The organism is Dickeya fangzhongdai (assembly GCF_002812485.1).
Lineage (GTDB): Bacteria > Pseudomonadota > Gammaproteobacteria > Enterobacterales > Enterobacteriaceae > Dickeya > Dickeya fangzhongdai.
Genome location: NZ_CP025003.1, coordinates 1,443,241 through 1,459,690 on the forward strand (window position 1 = coordinate 1,443,241; position 16,450 = coordinate 1,459,690).

General features: G+C 55.6%; 13 protein-coding genes. 5 read left to right on the plus strand and 8 right to left on the minus strand.

What is annotated here, in order from left to right; genetic code table 11:
* Positions 1–213: 213 nt before the first annotated feature.
* The 4 genes from asnB to nagB form a co-directional block, all read right to left on the minus strand.
* On the minus strand, positions 214–1,878 hold the full coding sequence (asnB, locus tag CVE23_RS06705; protein WP_038918287.1) for an asparagine synthase B: 1,665 nt from the start codon (positions 1,876–1,878) through the stop codon (positions 214–216).
* A 293-nt stretch (positions 1,879–2,171) separates the two neighbouring features.
* A complete protein-coding gene (gene nagC / locus CVE23_RS06710) occupies positions 2,172–3,395 on the minus strand; it encodes a DNA-binding transcriptional regulator NagC (protein WP_038660899.1) in 1,224 nt (407 codons plus the stop codon).
* A gap of 30 nt (positions 3,396–3,425) precedes the next feature.
* Positions 3,426–4,577: an N-acetylglucosamine-6-phosphate deacetylase gene (gene nagA / locus CVE23_RS06715; protein ID WP_100849150.1), complete on the minus strand. Its 1,152-nt coding sequence runs from the start codon at positions 4,575–4,577 to the stop codon at positions 3,426–3,428.
* 22 nt (positions 4,578–4,599) lie between these two features.
* Positions 4,600–5,400: a glucosamine-6-phosphate deaminase gene (gene nagB / locus CVE23_RS06720; protein ID WP_038918291.1), complete on the minus strand. Its 801-nt coding sequence runs from the start codon at positions 5,398–5,400 to the stop codon at positions 4,600–4,602.
* A 336-nt stretch (positions 5,401–5,736) separates the two neighbouring features.
* Between nagB and nagE the strand changes: the two genes are divergently transcribed.
* Entirely contained in the window at positions 5,737–7,209 is a 1,473-nt protein-coding gene (gene nagE, locus CVE23_RS06725) for an N-acetylglucosamine-specific PTS transporter subunit IIBC (protein ID WP_100849151.1), read from the plus strand.
* Between the two features lie 165 nt (positions 7,210–7,374).
* Entirely contained in the window at positions 7,375–9,033 is a 1,659-nt protein-coding gene (gene glnS, locus CVE23_RS06730) for a glutamine--tRNA ligase (RefSeq protein WP_038918294.1), read from the plus strand.
* A 75-nt stretch (positions 9,034–9,108) separates the two neighbouring features.
* Here the strand turns inward: glnS and fur are convergent, their stop codons facing one another.
* Positions 9,109–9,555 carry a ferric iron uptake transcriptional regulator gene (fur, locus tag CVE23_RS06735; protein WP_013316991.1) on the minus strand — a complete coding sequence of 149 codons (447 nt, stop codon included), beginning with the start codon at positions 9,553–9,555 and terminating at the stop codon, positions 9,109–9,111.
* A 343-nt stretch (positions 9,556–9,898) separates the two neighbouring features.
* Positions 9,899–10,426 carry a flavodoxin FldA gene (gene fldA, locus CVE23_RS06740; RefSeq protein WP_038918295.1) on the minus strand — a complete coding sequence of 176 codons (528 nt, stop codon included), beginning with the start codon at positions 10,424–10,426 and terminating at the stop codon, positions 9,899–9,901.
* A 418-nt stretch (positions 10,427–10,844) separates the two neighbouring features.
* Between fldA and CVE23_RS06745 the strand changes: the two genes are divergently transcribed.
* A complete protein-coding gene (locus CVE23_RS06745) occupies positions 10,845–12,536 on the plus strand; it encodes a methyl-accepting chemotaxis protein (protein ID WP_049853563.1) in 1,692 nt (563 codons plus the stop codon).
* Positions 12,537–12,597: 61 nt separating this feature from the next.
* Here CVE23_RS06745 and ybfE read toward each other — a convergent pair whose 3' ends face one another.
* Together ybfE and ybfF are read right to left on the minus strand one after the other, a co-directional pair.
* Positions 12,598–12,879: a LexA regulated protein gene (gene ybfE, locus CVE23_RS06750; protein WP_033111703.1), complete on the minus strand. Its 282-nt coding sequence runs from the start codon at positions 12,877–12,879 to the stop codon at positions 12,598–12,600.
* Positions 12,880–13,167: 288 nt separating this feature from the next.
* Positions 13,168–13,938, minus strand: a complete 771-nt coding sequence (gene ybfF / locus CVE23_RS06755; protein ID WP_038918297.1) for an esterase — start codon at positions 13,936–13,938, stop codon at positions 13,168–13,170.
* Between the two features lie 256 nt (positions 13,939–14,194).
* On the opposite strand from ybfF, the gene seqA reads away from it, so the two are divergent.
* Both seqA and pgm read left to right on the plus strand, forming a co-directional pair.
* The gene (gene seqA, locus CVE23_RS06760; protein WP_038918298.1) at positions 14,195–14,731 is read left to right on the plus strand and encodes a replication initiation negative regulator SeqA; all 537 of its coding nucleotides are present in this window, start codon (positions 14,195–14,197) and stop codon (positions 14,729–14,731) included.
* Between the two features lie 25 nt (positions 14,732–14,756).
* Positions 14,757–16,400, plus strand: coding sequence for a phosphoglucomutase (alpha-D-glucose-1,6-bisphosphate-dependent) (gene pgm, locus CVE23_RS06765; RefSeq protein ID WP_038918299.1), 1,644 nt, complete (start codon positions 14,757–14,759; stop codon positions 16,398–16,400).
* The last annotated feature ends 50 nt before the right edge of the window (positions 16,401–16,450 follow it).

Sequence of the window (16,450 nt, forward strand, 5' to 3'; positions counted from 1 at the left end):
TTCCGCGTCACCTTCATCGGCGTTGCGGGGCGCATTATGCGGAGTTGGTCTTTTGGCGTCAACACATTTTTTCCCTAAAAACGGCGTATTCGCGCTGTTTGTTTGGGTTATGAACAGTATGGTGAGAAAAGCGTCAGAAAGCAGGCTTTTGGCTGTATTCCATAAGAAAAACGGGCCGCTAAGGGCCCGTTTAAAACAGTAAAATAAAACCGATTACTGATAGGCGGACTGGTGCACGCCGACGGCGCGACCCGACGGATCATCCATCTTTTTGAAAGATTCATCCCACTCAATCGCCTTGGCGGACGAACAGGCCACAGAAGGACCGCCGGGGACGCATTCAGCCGCACTTGGGACCGGGAACAGTTCTTCAAAAATTTCGCGGTACAGGTAGCCTTCTTTGGTGGTCGGCGTGTTGTACGGGAAACGGAAGTGTGCGGTTTCCAGTTGCTGGTCGGAAATCTGTTTGGCCGCGACTTCTTTCAGAGAGTCAATCCAACTGTAGCCCACGCCGTCAGAGAACTGCTCTTTCTGGCGCCAGGCCACGCTGTGCGGCAGATAGGATTCGAAGCACTCGCGCAGGATGTGTTTTTCCATCTTGCCGTTGCCGCACATTTTGTCTTTCGGGTTGATGCGCATCGCTACGTCCAGGAATTTCTTGTCCAGGAACGGCACGCGGGCTTCGACGCCCCAGGCGGACATCGCTTTGTTGGCGCGGGCGCAGTCATACTGGTGCAGCGCCAGCAGTTTACGCACGGTTTCTTCATGAAATTCTTTCGCGTTCGGCGCTTTGTGGAAGTAGAGATAGCCGCCGAATACTTCGTCCGAACCTTCGCCGGACAGCACCATCTTGATACCCATCGCCTTGATTTTACGGGACATCAGGTACATCGGCGTTGAGGCGCGGATGGTGGTGACGTCATAGGTTTCGATGTGGTAAATCACGTCGCGGATGGCGTCCAGACCTTCCTGTACCGTGAAATGGATTTCGTGGTGTACGGTGCCCAGATGTTCTGCGACATCGCGTGCGGCTTTCAGGTCAGGCGCGCCTTCCAGGCCGACCGCGAACGAGTGCAACTGCGGCCACCAGGCTTCGCTGCGCTCGTCGTCTTCCACGCGACGAGCGGCGAACTTTTTGGTGACGGCGGAAATGATGGAAGAGTCCAGCCCGCCGGACAGCAGCACGCCGTAAGGAACGTCGGACATCAGGTGGCTTTTCACCGATTCTTCCAGCGCTTCGCGCAGTTCGTTGGCGTCGGTTACGTTGTCTTTAACGTTGTCGAAATCGAACCAGTCGCGACGATAGTATTCGCGAATCTCGCCGTCCTGGCTCCACAGGTAGCTGCCGGCCGGGAATTCTTTGATGGTGCGGCACACCGGCACCAGCGCTTTCATCTCAGACGCCACGTAGAAGTTGCCGTGTTCGTCATAGCCCATATAAAGCGGGATGATGCCCAGGTGATCGCGGCCGATCAGATAGGCGTCTTTTTCGCTGTCATACAGGGCAAAGGCGAACATACCGCGCAATTCGTCCAGAAATTCCGGACCTTTTTCCTGATACAGCGCCAGAATCACTTCGCAATCGGAACCGGTCTGGAACTGATAGCGGTCGCCGTATTGCTGACGCAGAGCCTGATGGTTGTAAATTTCGCCGTTCACGGCCAGAACGTGGGTGTGCGCCTGGTTGTAAAGCGGTTGAGCGCCGGTGTTGACGTCGACGATGGACAGACGCTCATGCGCCAGAATGGCTTTGTCGCTGGCGTAAACACCAGACCAGTCCGGGCCGCGGTGACGCATCAGACGGGACAATTCCAGCGCTTTTTTGCGCAATTCAACCGGATCGGTTTTCAGATCAAGCACACCAAAAATAGAACACATACAAGAGGCTCCCTTTATCCACGCATCACAACGTGAAACAGTCAAAGTGTATGGCGGTAATCAGCGCTTTTCCTTGCCGTATCTCACCTCAGAGGGTGACTCGCCGCCGTATCGGTAACACTGATTTAGCATCAAAAGGGGATGGCAGTTCAATATCATTTAATGAAAAAAGCCATTGTGCTGGTGAATGTGTAATTTTTGGTGTGATTTATTGGGTTTTATTCAAAATGGCAGAGAGAAGGCGCCGGATTTTTAGCGATCTCATAATCCGGCCTTATAGCAGAAAACTAAACCTACTGATTTTCAAGCAGACGTTGCAGTAATACGCCATTCAGCATCGCGCGTTTCACCAGCGCAAAGGCGCCGATGGCGGATAAGTGCTGCAATTCGGAGACGACTACCGGCAGGTTTTGCCGAAAGTCTTTCAGCACCTGTGCGTTGATACAGCGTTGAATGGCGGGCAGCAGAATTTTGTCCGCGCCGGTAATTTCACCGGCGATGACCACCCGCTGCGGATTGAACAGGTTGACGGCAATCGAAATGGCTTTGCCCAGATGTTGCCCGGCGGCCTCGATCAGTTCACGGGCCAGAAGGTCACCCCGGTTGGCGGCTTTGCAGATAGCGGCGATCTGGCAGTTATCCAGCGTCAGCTTGCTGGGAAATCCCTGCTGCAATAAATCACGCGCCCGTTGCTCCAGCGCACCGTTCGACACTACCGTTTCCAGACAACCGAAGTTGCCGCAGTGGCAGCGGTCGCCCAACGGGTCGATCTGGATATGGCCGATTTCCCCGACATTGCTGTTGCTGCCGAGAAAGATTTTGCCGTTGACCAGAATGCCGGCGCCCACGCCGCGGTGAACCCGCACCAGCAACGAGTCCTGACAGTCACGGGTTGCGCCGAAGTAATGCTCGGCCAGCGCCAGGCTGCGAATATCGTGGCCGACAAAGCTGTGCACGTTGAAATGCCGTTCGAGATTATCCACCAACGGCCAGTTGTCCACGCTGATGTGCGGCATATAACGCACCACGCCGGCGATGGGGTCGACCAGTCCCGGCAGCACCACCGAAATGGCGATCAGCTCGCGGATACGACGTTGGTGACGGGCAATGAACTGATCGATAACCGTGAACAGCGCGCTTTCCAGCGTATCCTGGGTGTTTTCCGGCAGGTTGCAGTGCTCTTCTTCCAGCCGTTTACCTTGCAGGTCGTATAAGGCGAGGGTGGCGTCGTGGCGGCCAAGTCGCACCGCGACGGTATGAAACGGCCGCGTTTCGGAAATGATGGAAATGGCGCGGCGCCCGCCGGTTGACGCTTGCTGATCCACTTCTTTGATCAGACCGCGCTCCAGCAACTGGCGGGTAATTTTGGTGACACTGGCGGGAGCAAGCTGGCTCTGCTCTGAAATCTGAATCCGGGAAATAGGGCCCTGCTGATCGATCAAGCGGTACACGACCGCACTGTTGAGTTGTTTGACCAGATCAATGTTCCCTATCTGGGTTTGTCCGCCTGTGGTCATGACGCATTACTCGTGTCGATGCAATACGTTTTACTGTTTATGAAAGACTTCTTCACCATTAACAAACGTATTGAGGATGTCAAAATCGCGGGTCAATACCGTCAGGTTAGCCACGTGGCCCGTCTCAATGCTTCCCAGTCGGTGGTCTTCTCCGATGGCTCTCGCCGGGTAGAGCGTCGCCATTCTTAGCGCCTCGTCCAGAGCGATACCCGCGTGTTCTACGCAATTGCGCACGGCATCGATCATGGTGAGCGCCGAACCGCTCAGGGTGCCGTGCTCATCCACGCAAATGCCGTCGCGGTAGTATATGGTTTTACCGGCAAATGTGAACCGGTCGATGTCGGAACCGGCCGGCGCGGTGGCGTCGGTGACCAGCACCAGTTTGTCGCCCTTGATGCGTTTGCTGTTGCGGATGTTGGCCCAACTGACATGGCGGCCGTCGGCGATGATGCCGCAGTAGACTTCCGGCGCGTCATAGACGGCGCCGACCAGACCGGGTTCGCGCCCGACAAGGGCCGGCATGGCGTTGAACAGGTGAGTGGCAAAGCGAATACCGGCGGCAAAGCCTTGTTTGGCTTGTTCCCAGGTGGCGTTGGAGTGACCGGCGGACACCACGATACCTGCGGCGGTCAGCTGCCGGATAACCGTCGTCGATACCATTTCCGGGGCCAGCGTGATTTTGCTGATCACATCGGCGTTATCGCACAGATAATTGAGTAATGACTCGTCCGGCTGGCGGATAAAGGCGGCGTCATGGGTGCCTTTCTTCACCGGGTTGAGCCAGGGACCTTCCAGATGCAGCCCAAGCGCCTGATGGCGATGCTGGGCGAGCCAGGCGCGCATCACGCCGATGCTGTGGCGCATGAACTCGTCGGAAGAGGTGATCAACGTCGGCAAAAAGCTGGTGCAGCCGGATTTTTCGTTGGCCCGCTGCATGGTTTCCAGCGTTTTGACGGAAAGATTGTTCAGCGCGTCGTTGAACTGGACGCCGCCGCAGCCGTTCAATTGCAGGTCGATAAAGCCAGGGGCCAGTAATGCGCCGGCGAGATCGCGCCGGGGCAGGTTATCGGGCAGTTCGCGTGTCGGGCAGACTGCCTCGATCAAACCGTCGGCGACGACGACCGCATGGCCGTCAAGGATCTGATGGCCGGTAAAAATACGGCCGTTGGTTAAAGCGTACATCTATAAGCTCCTGGCTCACCGATTACAGATTTTTGAGATTTTCAGCTTCCAGCTCGCGGAAATATTTCACGGTTTTCACTTTCAGCTCCATTGTGGACGGTTCGTCACACACCATCAGCGCTTTGGCGTGCAACTGCAGACAGCTGATGGTCCACATGTGGTTAACGTTGCCTTCCACCGCGGCCTGAAGCGCCTGAGCCTTATGGCGGCCGCTGACCAGAATCATCACTTCTTCCGCATCCAGCAACGTACCGACACCCACCGTCAAGGCATATTTGGGCACCTGATTGACGTCGCCGCCAAAGAAACGGGAATTGGCGATGCGGGTCTCTTCCGTCAGGGTCTTGATACGTGTGCGGGACACCAGAGAAGAACCCGGTTCGTTGAAAGCGATGTGGCCATCGTTGCCGACGCCGCCCATGAACAGATGAATCTTGCCGTAAGACTTGATTTTTTCTTCATAACGCTGACACTCGGCGGCGATATCTTCCGCGTTGCCGTTCAACAGGTTAATGTTTCCTTCCGGAATATCAACGTGATTGAAAAAATTCTGGTACATGAAGGTGCGGTAGCTTTCCGGATGGTTCGCCGGCAACCCGACGTATTCATCCATATTGAAGGTGACGACATGTTTGAAGCTGACCTGACCGGCATCGTACAGCGCAATCAGGGATTTGTAAGCTTCCAGCGGCGAACTGCCGGTCGGCAGGCCGAGCACGAATGGGCGCTCCGCCGTCGGGTTGAAGGCGTTGATGCGCTCGGCGATATAGCGGGCGGCCCATTTGCCAACCTCGGCGGGGGTCGTTAGCGGAATCAGTCTCATGGGGCTCTCCTCAGGCAATCGGTTAGCGAAGGCAATTATTCATCGGGTAAACGCAGTCGGATAGCACGGCCGTCAGGTAATATGCCCGCACCACGTTTCGGAATTTATCTGGGGCTAGTGTAGCGCGTTTTTTTTAGTCTTAAAATAAGTCGTGTTAATGCCGCGCCATAAACATTTTGTATGTGCTTTTGTGGTGATAATTATCACATAATCACCGTTATTAATTTGCGTAACGAATTATTTTTTTGGCACTCTTGCCAGGCCCACATCGCTGGCGGGTGATTCTATAACAAGGCTGACAGACAATTTTTGCCCGTAAGGGAAAGAGAGGGGAAGGTGAGTACACTCGGTTATTTACAAAAAGTAGGCCGCGCCCTGATGGTGCCGGTCGCCACGTTGCCCGCAGCCGCCATCCTGATGGGGGTGGGTTACTGGATTGATCCGGTCGGCTGGGGCAGTGAAAGCGCGCTGGCCGCGCTGTTGATCAAGTCCGGCGCCGCCATTATCGAGCATATGGCGGTGCTGTTTGCGGTCGGCGTCGCCTACGGTATGTCGAAAGATAAAGACGGCGCCGCGGCGTTGTCCGGTTTTGTCGGCTATCTGGTGCTGACGACATTGTGTTCGCCTGCGGCGGTGTCGATGATTCAGCACCTCCCACTGGCGGAGGTGCCAAAAGCGTTCGGTAAGATTGAAAACCAGTTCATCGGTATTCTGGTCGGGATCATTTCCGCCGAACTATACAACCGTTACAGCCAGGTCGAATTGCCCAAGGCGCTCTCTTTTTTCAGCGGTCGCCGCCTGGTGCCGATTCTGGTTTCGATGCTGATGATCGTGGTGGCGTTCGTGCTGATGTACGTCTGGCCGGTGATCTACAACGCGCTGGTTTCCTTTGGCGAGCATATTCAGCAACTGGGATCGGTCGGCGCCGGTATCTATGCCTTCTTTAACCGTCTGCTGATTCCGGTGGGGCTGCACCATGCGCTGAACTCGGTGTTCTGGTTTGATGTGGCCGGCATCAATGATATTCCTAACTTCCTCAGCGGGCAGCAGGCGATTGACGCCGGCAAAGCCGTTCCCGGTATTACCGGGCGCTATCAGGCCGGTTTCTTCCCGATCATGATGTTTGGCCTGCCGGGGGCGGCGCTGGCGATTTATCACTGCGCTCGTCCGGAAAACCGCAGTCGGGTGGCGGGGATTATGGTGGCGGCGGCGTTTGCAGCCTTCTTCACCGGCATTACCGAACCGCTGGAGTTCTCCTTCATGTTTGTGGCGCCAGTGCTGTATGTGCTGCACGCCGTACTGACCGGGATTTCGGTATTCATCGCGGCCAGCATGCACTGGATTGCCGGTTTTGGTTTCAGCGCCGGTCTGGTGGATATGGTGTTGTCTTCGCGCAACCCGCTGGCGACGAACTGGTACATGCTGCTGCTGCAAGGCGCCGCGTTCTTTGTCATCTATTATGTGGTGTTCCGCTTCACCATCACCCGTTTTAACCTGATGACGCCGGGGCGTGAAGCCGCCGCGGCGCAGTCCTCATCCGAGGGAACCGCCGCTCCTGCCGGCAACAGCCAGTCGGTGGCGAGAGGTTACCTGCAGGCTATCGGCGGCAAGGATAATCTGACCGGAATTGATGCCTGTATTACCCGCTTGCGCCTGAGCGTGAAGGATTCCGGCCTGGTGGATGAACCCGCTGCACGCAAGCTGGGGGCGGCCGGGGTCATCCGTCTCAACAAGCAAAGCGTGCAGATTGTGGTTGGCACTCAGGCGGAAAACATTGCGGCGGCGTTACGCGAGGTGTCGCAGGAATAATTCGGCGACGCCCCATGGTTGTCAGATGTTGGGAAACGGAGCATACGGAGACGTACGCTCCGTTTTTTTATCTTAAACTTTCGTGAAACAAACGGTTGTTTCCCAGCGTGGCTTGTTGGATCATTAGTGGTTATGGGTTGTTTTTTCGCATTTGAGGAACCAAGCATGAGTGAGGCTGAAGCCCGCCCAACCAACTTTATTCGCCAGATCATTGATGAAGATCTGGCTACCGGCAAACACGACCATATTCAGACGCGTTTTCCGCCGGAGCCGAACGGCTACCTGCACATCGGTCACGCCAAGTCCATCTGCCTGAACTTTGGCATTGCCGAAGATTACAACGGCAAGTGCAACCTGCGCTTTGATGATACCAACCCGGTAAAAGAAGATATCGAGTACGTTGAGTCCATCAAGCATGACGTTCAGTGGCTGGGTTTTTCCTGGAGCGGCAACGTTCGCTACTCGTCTGATTATTTTGATCAGCTGCACTTTTACGCGATTGAACTGATTAATAAAGGGTTGGCGTATGTCGATGAGTTGACGCCGGAGCAGATCCGCGAATACCGCGGCACCCTGACCTCGCCGGGTAAAAACAGCCCGTACCGCGACCGTAGCGTCGAAGAAAACCTGACGCTGTTCGAGAAAATGCGCAGCGGCGGTTTCGCTGAAGGCACGGCGTGCCTGCGCGCCAAAATCGATATGGCCTCGCCGTTCATCGTTATGCGCGATCCGGTGCTGTACCGCATCAAATTTGCCGAGCACCATCAGACCGGCAACAAATGGTGCATTTATCCGATGTACGATTTCACCCACTGCATTTCCGATGCGCTGGAAGGTATCACCCATTCGCTGTGTACGCTGGAATTTCAGGACAACCGCCGCCTGTATGACTGGGTGCTGGATAATATCTCCATTCCTGCCCACCCGCGGCAGTATGAGTTTTCCCGCCTGAATCTGGAATACGCGGTGATGTCCAAGCGTAAACTGAACCAGCTGGTGAACGAGAAAGTGGTGGAAGGCTGGAACGATCCGCGTATGCCGACTATCTCCGGCTTGCGTCGTCGCGGATACACTGCGGCGTCCATTCGTGAGTTCTGTCGTCGTATCGGCGTCACCAAGCAGGACAACACCGTGGAGATGGCGGCGCTGGAATCCTGCATTCGCGACGATCTGAACGAGAACGCGCCACGGGCGATGGCGGTACTGGATCCGGTGAAGGTAGTGATTGAGAACCTGCCGGCAGGGCATGAAGAGTGGCTTACTATGCCCAATCATCCCAATAAACCGGAAATGGGATCGCGCCAGGTGGCGTTCAGCCGCGAGGTGTATATCGATCGCGCTGATTTCCGCGAAGAAGCCAACAAGCAGTACAAACGTTTGGTGCTGGGCAAAGAAGTGCGCCTGCGTAACGCCTATGTCATTAAGGCCGAGCACATTGATAAAGACGAGCAGGGCGTGATCACCACGATTTACTGCAGCTGCGATACGGAAACCCTGAGCAAAGATCCGGCTGACGGCCGTAAAGTGAAAGGCGTGATCCACTGGGTATCGGCGGCTCATGCACTGCCGGCGCAGTTCCGTCTGTATGACCGTCTGTTCAGCGTGGCTAACCCCGGCGCGGCGGAGGATTTTCTCTCCACCATCAACCCGGATTCGCTGACTGTCGCCCAGGGCTTTGTGGAAGCCAGTCTGGGTCAGGCTGAAGTTGAAAAAGCCTATCAGTTTGAGCGTGAAGGGTATTTCTGCGCCGATCGCGTTTATTCCAGTGCGGATAATCTGGTGTTTAACCGCACGGTCGGTTTGCGGGACAGTTGGGCGGGGTAACAGCCGCCCGGCTACCGGGAAAAAGACAAAAATAAAACCGCCGCGGCGGTTTTATTTTTTCTCTGCATCGAGTGATTAGCGTTCGTTGTGCGCATTGTCGTCTTCACGGCAATCGCCGCTACTGCAATGGCCGTACAAATACAGGCTGTGGTTGGTCAGTTTGATGCCGTGTTTCTCGGAGATCTCACGCTGGCGCGCTTCGATAGACTCGTCGCTGAATTCAATCACCCGGCCGCAATCCAGACAGATCAGATGATCATGATGGTGCTGCTGCGTGAGTTCGAAAACCGACTTGCCGCCTTCGAAGTTATGACGGGTAACGATGCCGGCGTCGTCAAACTGGTTAAGCACGCGGTAAACGGTAGCCAGACCAATCTCTTCCCCCATATCAATCAGCTTTTTGTATAAGTCTTCCGCGCTGACGTGGTGGCATTGAGGATCCTGAAGCACTTCCAGAATTTTCAGTCGTGGAAGTGTGACTTTCAGGCCAGCCTTCTTTAATGCGGTATTGTTGTCAGTCATGCGGATTTAGTCCTGTTACTTGCTTTATCTGGGAGGCTATTAGCCTAGTATCATCGGTCGGCTTAAAAAAGGTCACTGTGTCTCAATTATAGAACCGCGCCGTCGAAATGAAAACCACGGAACTTTTACAATATGATTCTTGCTAACTCTCTGTATTCAGAGTTGTTCCCTGCGAGAGACATATTGTACGCCAAGACAGGTCATTAAACGCAACCGGCTGACCGAGTGGGTATTGTACCCTGTCGGAATGAAAAGTTAAAAAAATGTATCACTGATTGTGATAGGTTTTGTCTATCTATATAGATATGGCTCTGAATACATCGGTATCAGAGCCATAGATGAATCAGGCCTGCAGTGCTTTCAGGTTCAGCTCTTCGCTGATTTGCTTGACCCAGTTGGAGACGCGTTCGCTGGTCAGCTCCGGCTGACGATCTTCATCGATGGCCAGACCGATAAAGTGGGTGTCATCCGACAGACCTTTTGAGGCTTCGAAGTAATAGCCTTCGGTCGGCCAGTGACCGACGATATTGGCGCCACGCGGCTCGATAATATCGCGAATGGTGCCCATGGCGTCACAGAAGTACTCCGCATAGTCTTCCTGATCGCCACAACCGAAGATGGCGACCAGCTTGCCGGCAAAATCAATCTCTTCCAGCGTAGGGAAGAAGTCATCCCAATCACACTGCGCTTCGCCGTAATACCAGGTTGGAATACCCAGCAGCAGGATGTCGAAACGCTCAAGATCTTCTTTGCTGCTTTTGGCAATGTCGTGCAGTTCGGCGACGTCGCTGCCCAGTTGTTGCTGGATCGTCTTGGCGATGTTTTCGGTATTGCCCGTGTCACTGCCAAAAAAAATGCCTATGAGAGCCATAGATAAAATAACCTCTTGATTCTTAAGGGTATGGTGCTTGCGTCACCCACGATCCGCTAATAATAGCAGACACTGTCTGACGGATAAACGTGTATCTGTTGCCATATCGTGAAATGGCGCGGAAGCGATTAATTGATTGTTTTTGCATCACTCCCTTAATGTTTTTTTAATTTTTTTAAAATACGATATTCGTACAGATGACTGAAAATATGGATAATTGGTTAAATATCTAATTTTTATTAGCTTTTAAACGACATAAAACACTAAACATTCCTATAGTTTTGACGATGACAGAGCATGGTGCTTTTATTGAATGTAAATGTGCAGCAATGTTTCTTACAAAGCGAGAGACTTTCTCATCGCATAAATCAAAACAAGACTTACCTCCTCGACCAATAGCCCATTTATGGAGTCAACTATGCAATTCCTAAAAAATATTGCCATTCGCACAGCCATGCTGTGGGTGCTTGGCATCTTCTGTGTGTTATGGATTGCTGTTTCGGTCTACACCATGTATTCGTTCCGGACCATGAACGAAACCTCCAAAACCAGTGCGTTGCTGGTCAACAATATGAATTTGGTTAACACCGGCAACGACCAGTATTTCCGCATGGTGACCCGACTGGCGCGTGCGATTGACTATCGTCAGAGCGGCGATAACCAGAAAGCGGACGAACAGCAAAAATCATCACAGGCCGCGCTGGATTTACTGAAATCCAACCTGGAAGCATTCAAGAAGATTGATCATGCCGGCATGTCGCCGGAGTTGGTTGACGCGGTAATCCGCGACTGGGGCAATCTGATTACTCAGGGCGTCGAGCCCATGTTCCAGCGTGCGGCGGACAAAAAGTTCGATGACTATGACAAATTCGCCAAAGATATCGTGCCGGCCTTCAGCCGCCAGTTCAACGTCTCTTTCACCAACTTTAATAAAGCGGGTTCGACGATGTTCGTCGATGCCGGCAACCGACTGGAGACTATCACTGGCGTCGGCCAGAACATTTTGCTGGCGGGGCTGATCGCCGGTCTGGTGATGTTATTCCTGACCGACCGCTATCTGGTGGCTTGTCTGGTGCGCCCGCTTAACGATCTGCGCGATCATTTCCAGGTGATTGCCAACGGCCGTCTGGGGAAACCGATTCTGGATTTCGGCAACAACTGCGTGGGCCGGCTGTTCCCGCTGTTGCGCGATATGCAGGGCAGTCTGGCCAATACCGTCAGCACCATTCGTACCAGTGCTGACTCTATTTATCAGGGCGTATCGGAAATCGCTTCCGGTAACAACGATCTGGCGGCTCGCACCGAGTCACAGGCGGCAGCGCTGGAAGAAAGCGCCGCCAGCATGGAACAGCTGACATCAACGGTGAAGCAGAACGCTGAAAACGCCAGCCACGCCAGTCAGCTGGCCCGTCAGGCTTCCACCACCGCCAGTAAGGGCGGGGATTTGGTTGATAATGTGGTGAAAACCATGGCGGAAATCTCCGGCAGCTCGAAGAAAATCGCCGAGATCACCAGCGTTATCAACGGTATTGCCTTCCAGACCAACATTCTGGCGTTGAACGCAGCGGTGGAAGCGGCCCGCGCCGGTGAACAAGGACGGGGCTTTGCCGTGGTGGCCGGCGAGGTGAGAAGTCTGGCGCAGCGCAGTGCGCAGGCAGCCAAAGAGATCGAACACCTGATTGCCGAGTCGGTGCGCTGTGTGGATAACGGGTCGACGCTGGTAGCCGATGCGGGCAGCACCATGAGCGAGATCGTGACCGCGGTAACCAACGTCACCGACATTATGGCGGAAATCGCCACGGCGTCGGATGAGCAGAGTAAAGGTATCGCTCAGGCCGGTCAGGCAATCACGGAAATGGATAGCGTGACTCAGCAGAACGCCGCGCTGGTACAGGAAGCCTCGGCGGCAACCCGTTCGCTGGAAGAGCAGGCGATGGTGCTGACCGAAGCGGTATCGGTATTCCGTCTGTCGGAAGAACAGTCGGCCGGTCTGCCGCCGAGACGCGATCGTCAGGCGCCGTCCAAAGCGGTGGCGGCTCCCGCCAAAGCCCTGCCGGCCGCTACGACGAGCAGCAGTAAAAAGAGCAGCGATAACTGGGAAACGTTCTGATAGTCGTGGAAACGTTCTGATGTAATAGGACGACCGGCGTCATGGACGACGCCAGCGAGGTTTAGTTTTCTTGTTCCGCCAGCTGCGCCAGCAGTATTTGTTCGATCAGTTCACTGCGGCTGATGTTTTTCTGCTCAGCCAACGCATTCAAAATGTCTACCGCTTCACTATTGATTTTCAGCTCAACGCGACGCAGACCCCGCACCCGGTCACGCCGTAACTGATTGCGTTTATTGATCCGTAACTGCTCGTCGCGGGAGAGCGGGTTGGTTTTGGGCCGCCCCGGACGACGCTCGTTCGCGAACAGATCCAGCGTGGTGCGATCCGTTTGTTCTTTTGCCATAGATAATGGTACTGCAAGAAATTCGGCCAAAACGCCGCTTTTGATCACCGGGATTCGAACACCGGGGTAATCCGTCGCTTTCGGCAACTCAGGCCGCGTTTTGATGAAATGTGGTTAACGATGCAAGTGGCCAGACAGCCGTCCCTCAATACTGCGCGCGCCATGATACCCCAGCCGTTGCGGTGGCGACAACGGTTTACTGGAGGGCGGCGCGCAATTAAACCGTAGATTGACTCCGGTTGGCGCCGATGTCCGGCAGCCGAGATTCCGACGTTGCCTGCTGCGTTATCAGTCGGCGGCCAGGAAACGGTGGATGGCGCGCAGCACCGCTTCCGGTTTTTCCGCATGAACCCAGTGGCTGGCGCCGCTCACCACGTGCGCTTTGGCGGCAGGGAACTGGCGCAGCAGCGCATCGCGATAGCGATCGTCCAGGTAAGGCGACTCGCTGCCGCGGATAAACAGGATCGGGCCGGGCCAGGCGGGCACCTCTTGCCAGCCAACGATGTGTTCGTACTGATCCCACAATACCGGCACGTTAAAGCGCCATTCTCCCTGCTGGAAAGACTTCAGCAAAAACTGGACGACGCCTTCTTCTCCCGGCAGGTAATCACGCATGATTTCCGCGGCTTTGGCGCGCTGCTCCACGCCAGCATCGCTAACGGCGCGAATGGCGGCGAAAACGTTGTCGTGACGACGCACCTGATAGTCCACCGGCGCGATATCAATCGCCACAATGCGCTCGATACGCCCGGCAAGCATTTCGGTCAGCGCCATCGATACCTTTCCCCCCATCGAGTGACCGACCAGAATCACACGCTCCAGCCCCAGTTCGTCAATCAGTTCACGCACATCCTGCGCCATCGCCGGGTAGTTCATCTCCGGAGAGCGGGGCGACAGCCCGTGGTTGCGCAGATCAATCTGCAACGTATCGTGGTGTTTTTGCAGGTCGCGGGCCAGAACGCCAAGATTGTCCAGATTGCCAAACAAGCCGTGAATGAGAATAACCGGTAACCGGTTCTGCGGGTGTTGCGCGTTTTGCCAGCGATAATTCAATTTCATGGTGAAGTTCATTCAGAGAGACAGTGGCTTAGGGTATCATGACTTTACCATGACGCTTCGCCGCAGGGTAAACTCTGTCGGGCAGCGCTCGTCGGGGCAGGGGATAGAAAGCCGCATTCATGGAACAGGGATGCGTGCGCAAATTCAGGATAATCCTGAATTTGGCGTCACCGGCGTCTGACGCTGTTCGCGGGTTGCGCATAGCCTGTATAATTCCTGATGATTGATTAAAGACATAAAACAGTACTGGATAAAAATGAAAACTATTGAGGTCGACGACGAGCTTTACCGTTATATCGCCAGCCACACTCAGCATATCGGCGAGAGTGCATCGGATATTTTACGGCGCATGCTGAAATTCAGCGGCGCGCAGCCAGCCGCCGCGGCAACTCCGTCGCCAGCGGCGTCGACAATCGCCCAGCCTGCGGCCGCACAGCCGTCTCGTGACCGGGTAAGAACCGTGCGCGAGTTGCTGCTGTCGGACGAATATGCCGAGCAGAACAAGGCGGTCAATCGTTTTCTGCTGGTACTGTCCACCCTGCATCGCCTGTCGCCGGAAGCGTTTGCGGCTGCTACCGAATCGCTGCATGGCCGCACCCGCGTCTATTTTGCCGCCGACGAGCAGACCTTGTTGCTGCACGGCGCTCAGACCAAACCCCGGCACATCGACGACACGCCTTACTGGGTTATCACCAACACCAATACCGGTCGCAAACGCAGCATGATCGAGTACATCATGCTGGCGATGCAGTTCCCGCCGGAACTGACTGAGAAAGTTTGCGGCACTATTTAAATCACTGCGTCAGGAAGAAACGCCAATGGCTAATCACCCGAGAGCCGGACAACCTACCCGGCAAAGCGACCTGATTAATGTCGCACAGTTGACGTCCCAGTATTATGTGTTGCGCCCGGATGTCACCAATCCGGCTCAGTCGGTTAAATTCGGCACCTCCGGGCATCGCGGTTGCGCCGCCCGCCACAGCTTCAATGAAGCCCATATTCTGGCGATTGCTCAGGCGATTGCCGAAGAGCGTAGCCGTCAGGGCATCACGGGGCCGTGCTACGTGGGGAAAGATACCCATGCGTTGTCCGAGCCGGCGTTTATCTCGGTGCTGGAAGTGCTGACGGCCAACGGCGTTGACGTCATTGTTCAGCAGGATAACGGTTTTACCCCGACGCCGGCGGTGTCGAACGCGATTCTGGTGCACAATCGTCAGGGCGGCGCGCTGGCGGACGGCATCGTGATTACCCCTTCCCATAACCCACCGGAAGACGGCGGCATCAAATATAACCCGCCTAACGGCGGCCCGGCGGACACCAACCTCACCAGCGTGATTGAGAAACGCGCCAACGCGCTGCTGGCGGACAATCTGCGCGACGTGAAACGTCAGTCTCTGGATAAGGCGCGCCTGAGCGGTCATCTGCACGAGCGCGATTTGGTTGAACCGTATGTCGAGGCGCTGGGCGAGGTAGTGGACATGGCGGCGATTCAGCGCGCCGGCCTGAAACTCGGCGTCGATCCGCTCGGCGGCTCCGGCATTGCCTACTGGCAGCGCATCGCCGAGCGCTACCAGCTGGACCTGACGCTGGTCAACGACGCCGTCGATCAGACCTTCCGTTTCATGACGCTGGATCACGATGGCGTGATCCGCATGGACTGCTCGTCCGTGTCGGCGATGTCTGGTCTGCTGGCGCTGCGCGACAAGTTTGATCTGGCTTTCGCCAACGATCCGGATTATGACCGTCACGGTATCGTCACCCCGGCCGGGTTGATGAACCCGAACCACTATCTGGCGGTGGCTATCAACTACCTGTTCCGTCATCGCCCGCAGTGGAGCGAGTCGGTGGCGGTCGGCAAAACGCTGGTGTCCAGCGCCATGATCGACCGGGTGGTGGCGGATCTCGGCCGTAAACTGGTGGAAGTGCCGGTCGGCTTCAAATGGTTTGTAGACGGCCTGTTCGACGGGACATTGGGCTTCGGCGGCGAAGAGAGCGCCGGCGCGTCGTTCCTGCGTTTTGACGGCAAACCGTGGTCGACCGACAAAGACGGCATCATCCTGTGTCTGCTGGCGGCGGAAATCACCGCGGTGACCGGCAAAAACCCGCAGCAGCACTATGATGCGCTGGCCGAGCGTTTTGGCGCGCCGAGCTACAACCGTTTGCAGGCGCCGGCGACGCACGCGCAGAAAGCGGCGTTGTCCAAACTGTCGCCGGAAATGGTGTCCGCCAGCACGCTGGCAGGCGACCCGATCACCGCTCGTCTGACCGCTGCGCCCGGCAATGGCGCGTCGATTGGCGGCCTGAAGGTGATGACCGACAACGGCTGGTTTGCCGCGCGCCCGTCCGGCACGGAAGAGGCTTACAAAATTTACTGCGAAAGTTTCCTCGGCGCGGAGCACCGCGAGAAAATCGAGAAAGAAGCGGTTGAGATTGTCAGCGCGGTGTTGAGCAGCGCGAAGTAACGGGTCAACCCGGTTGAAAAGCAGGGCGCTGTGTCAACAGCGCCTTTTTT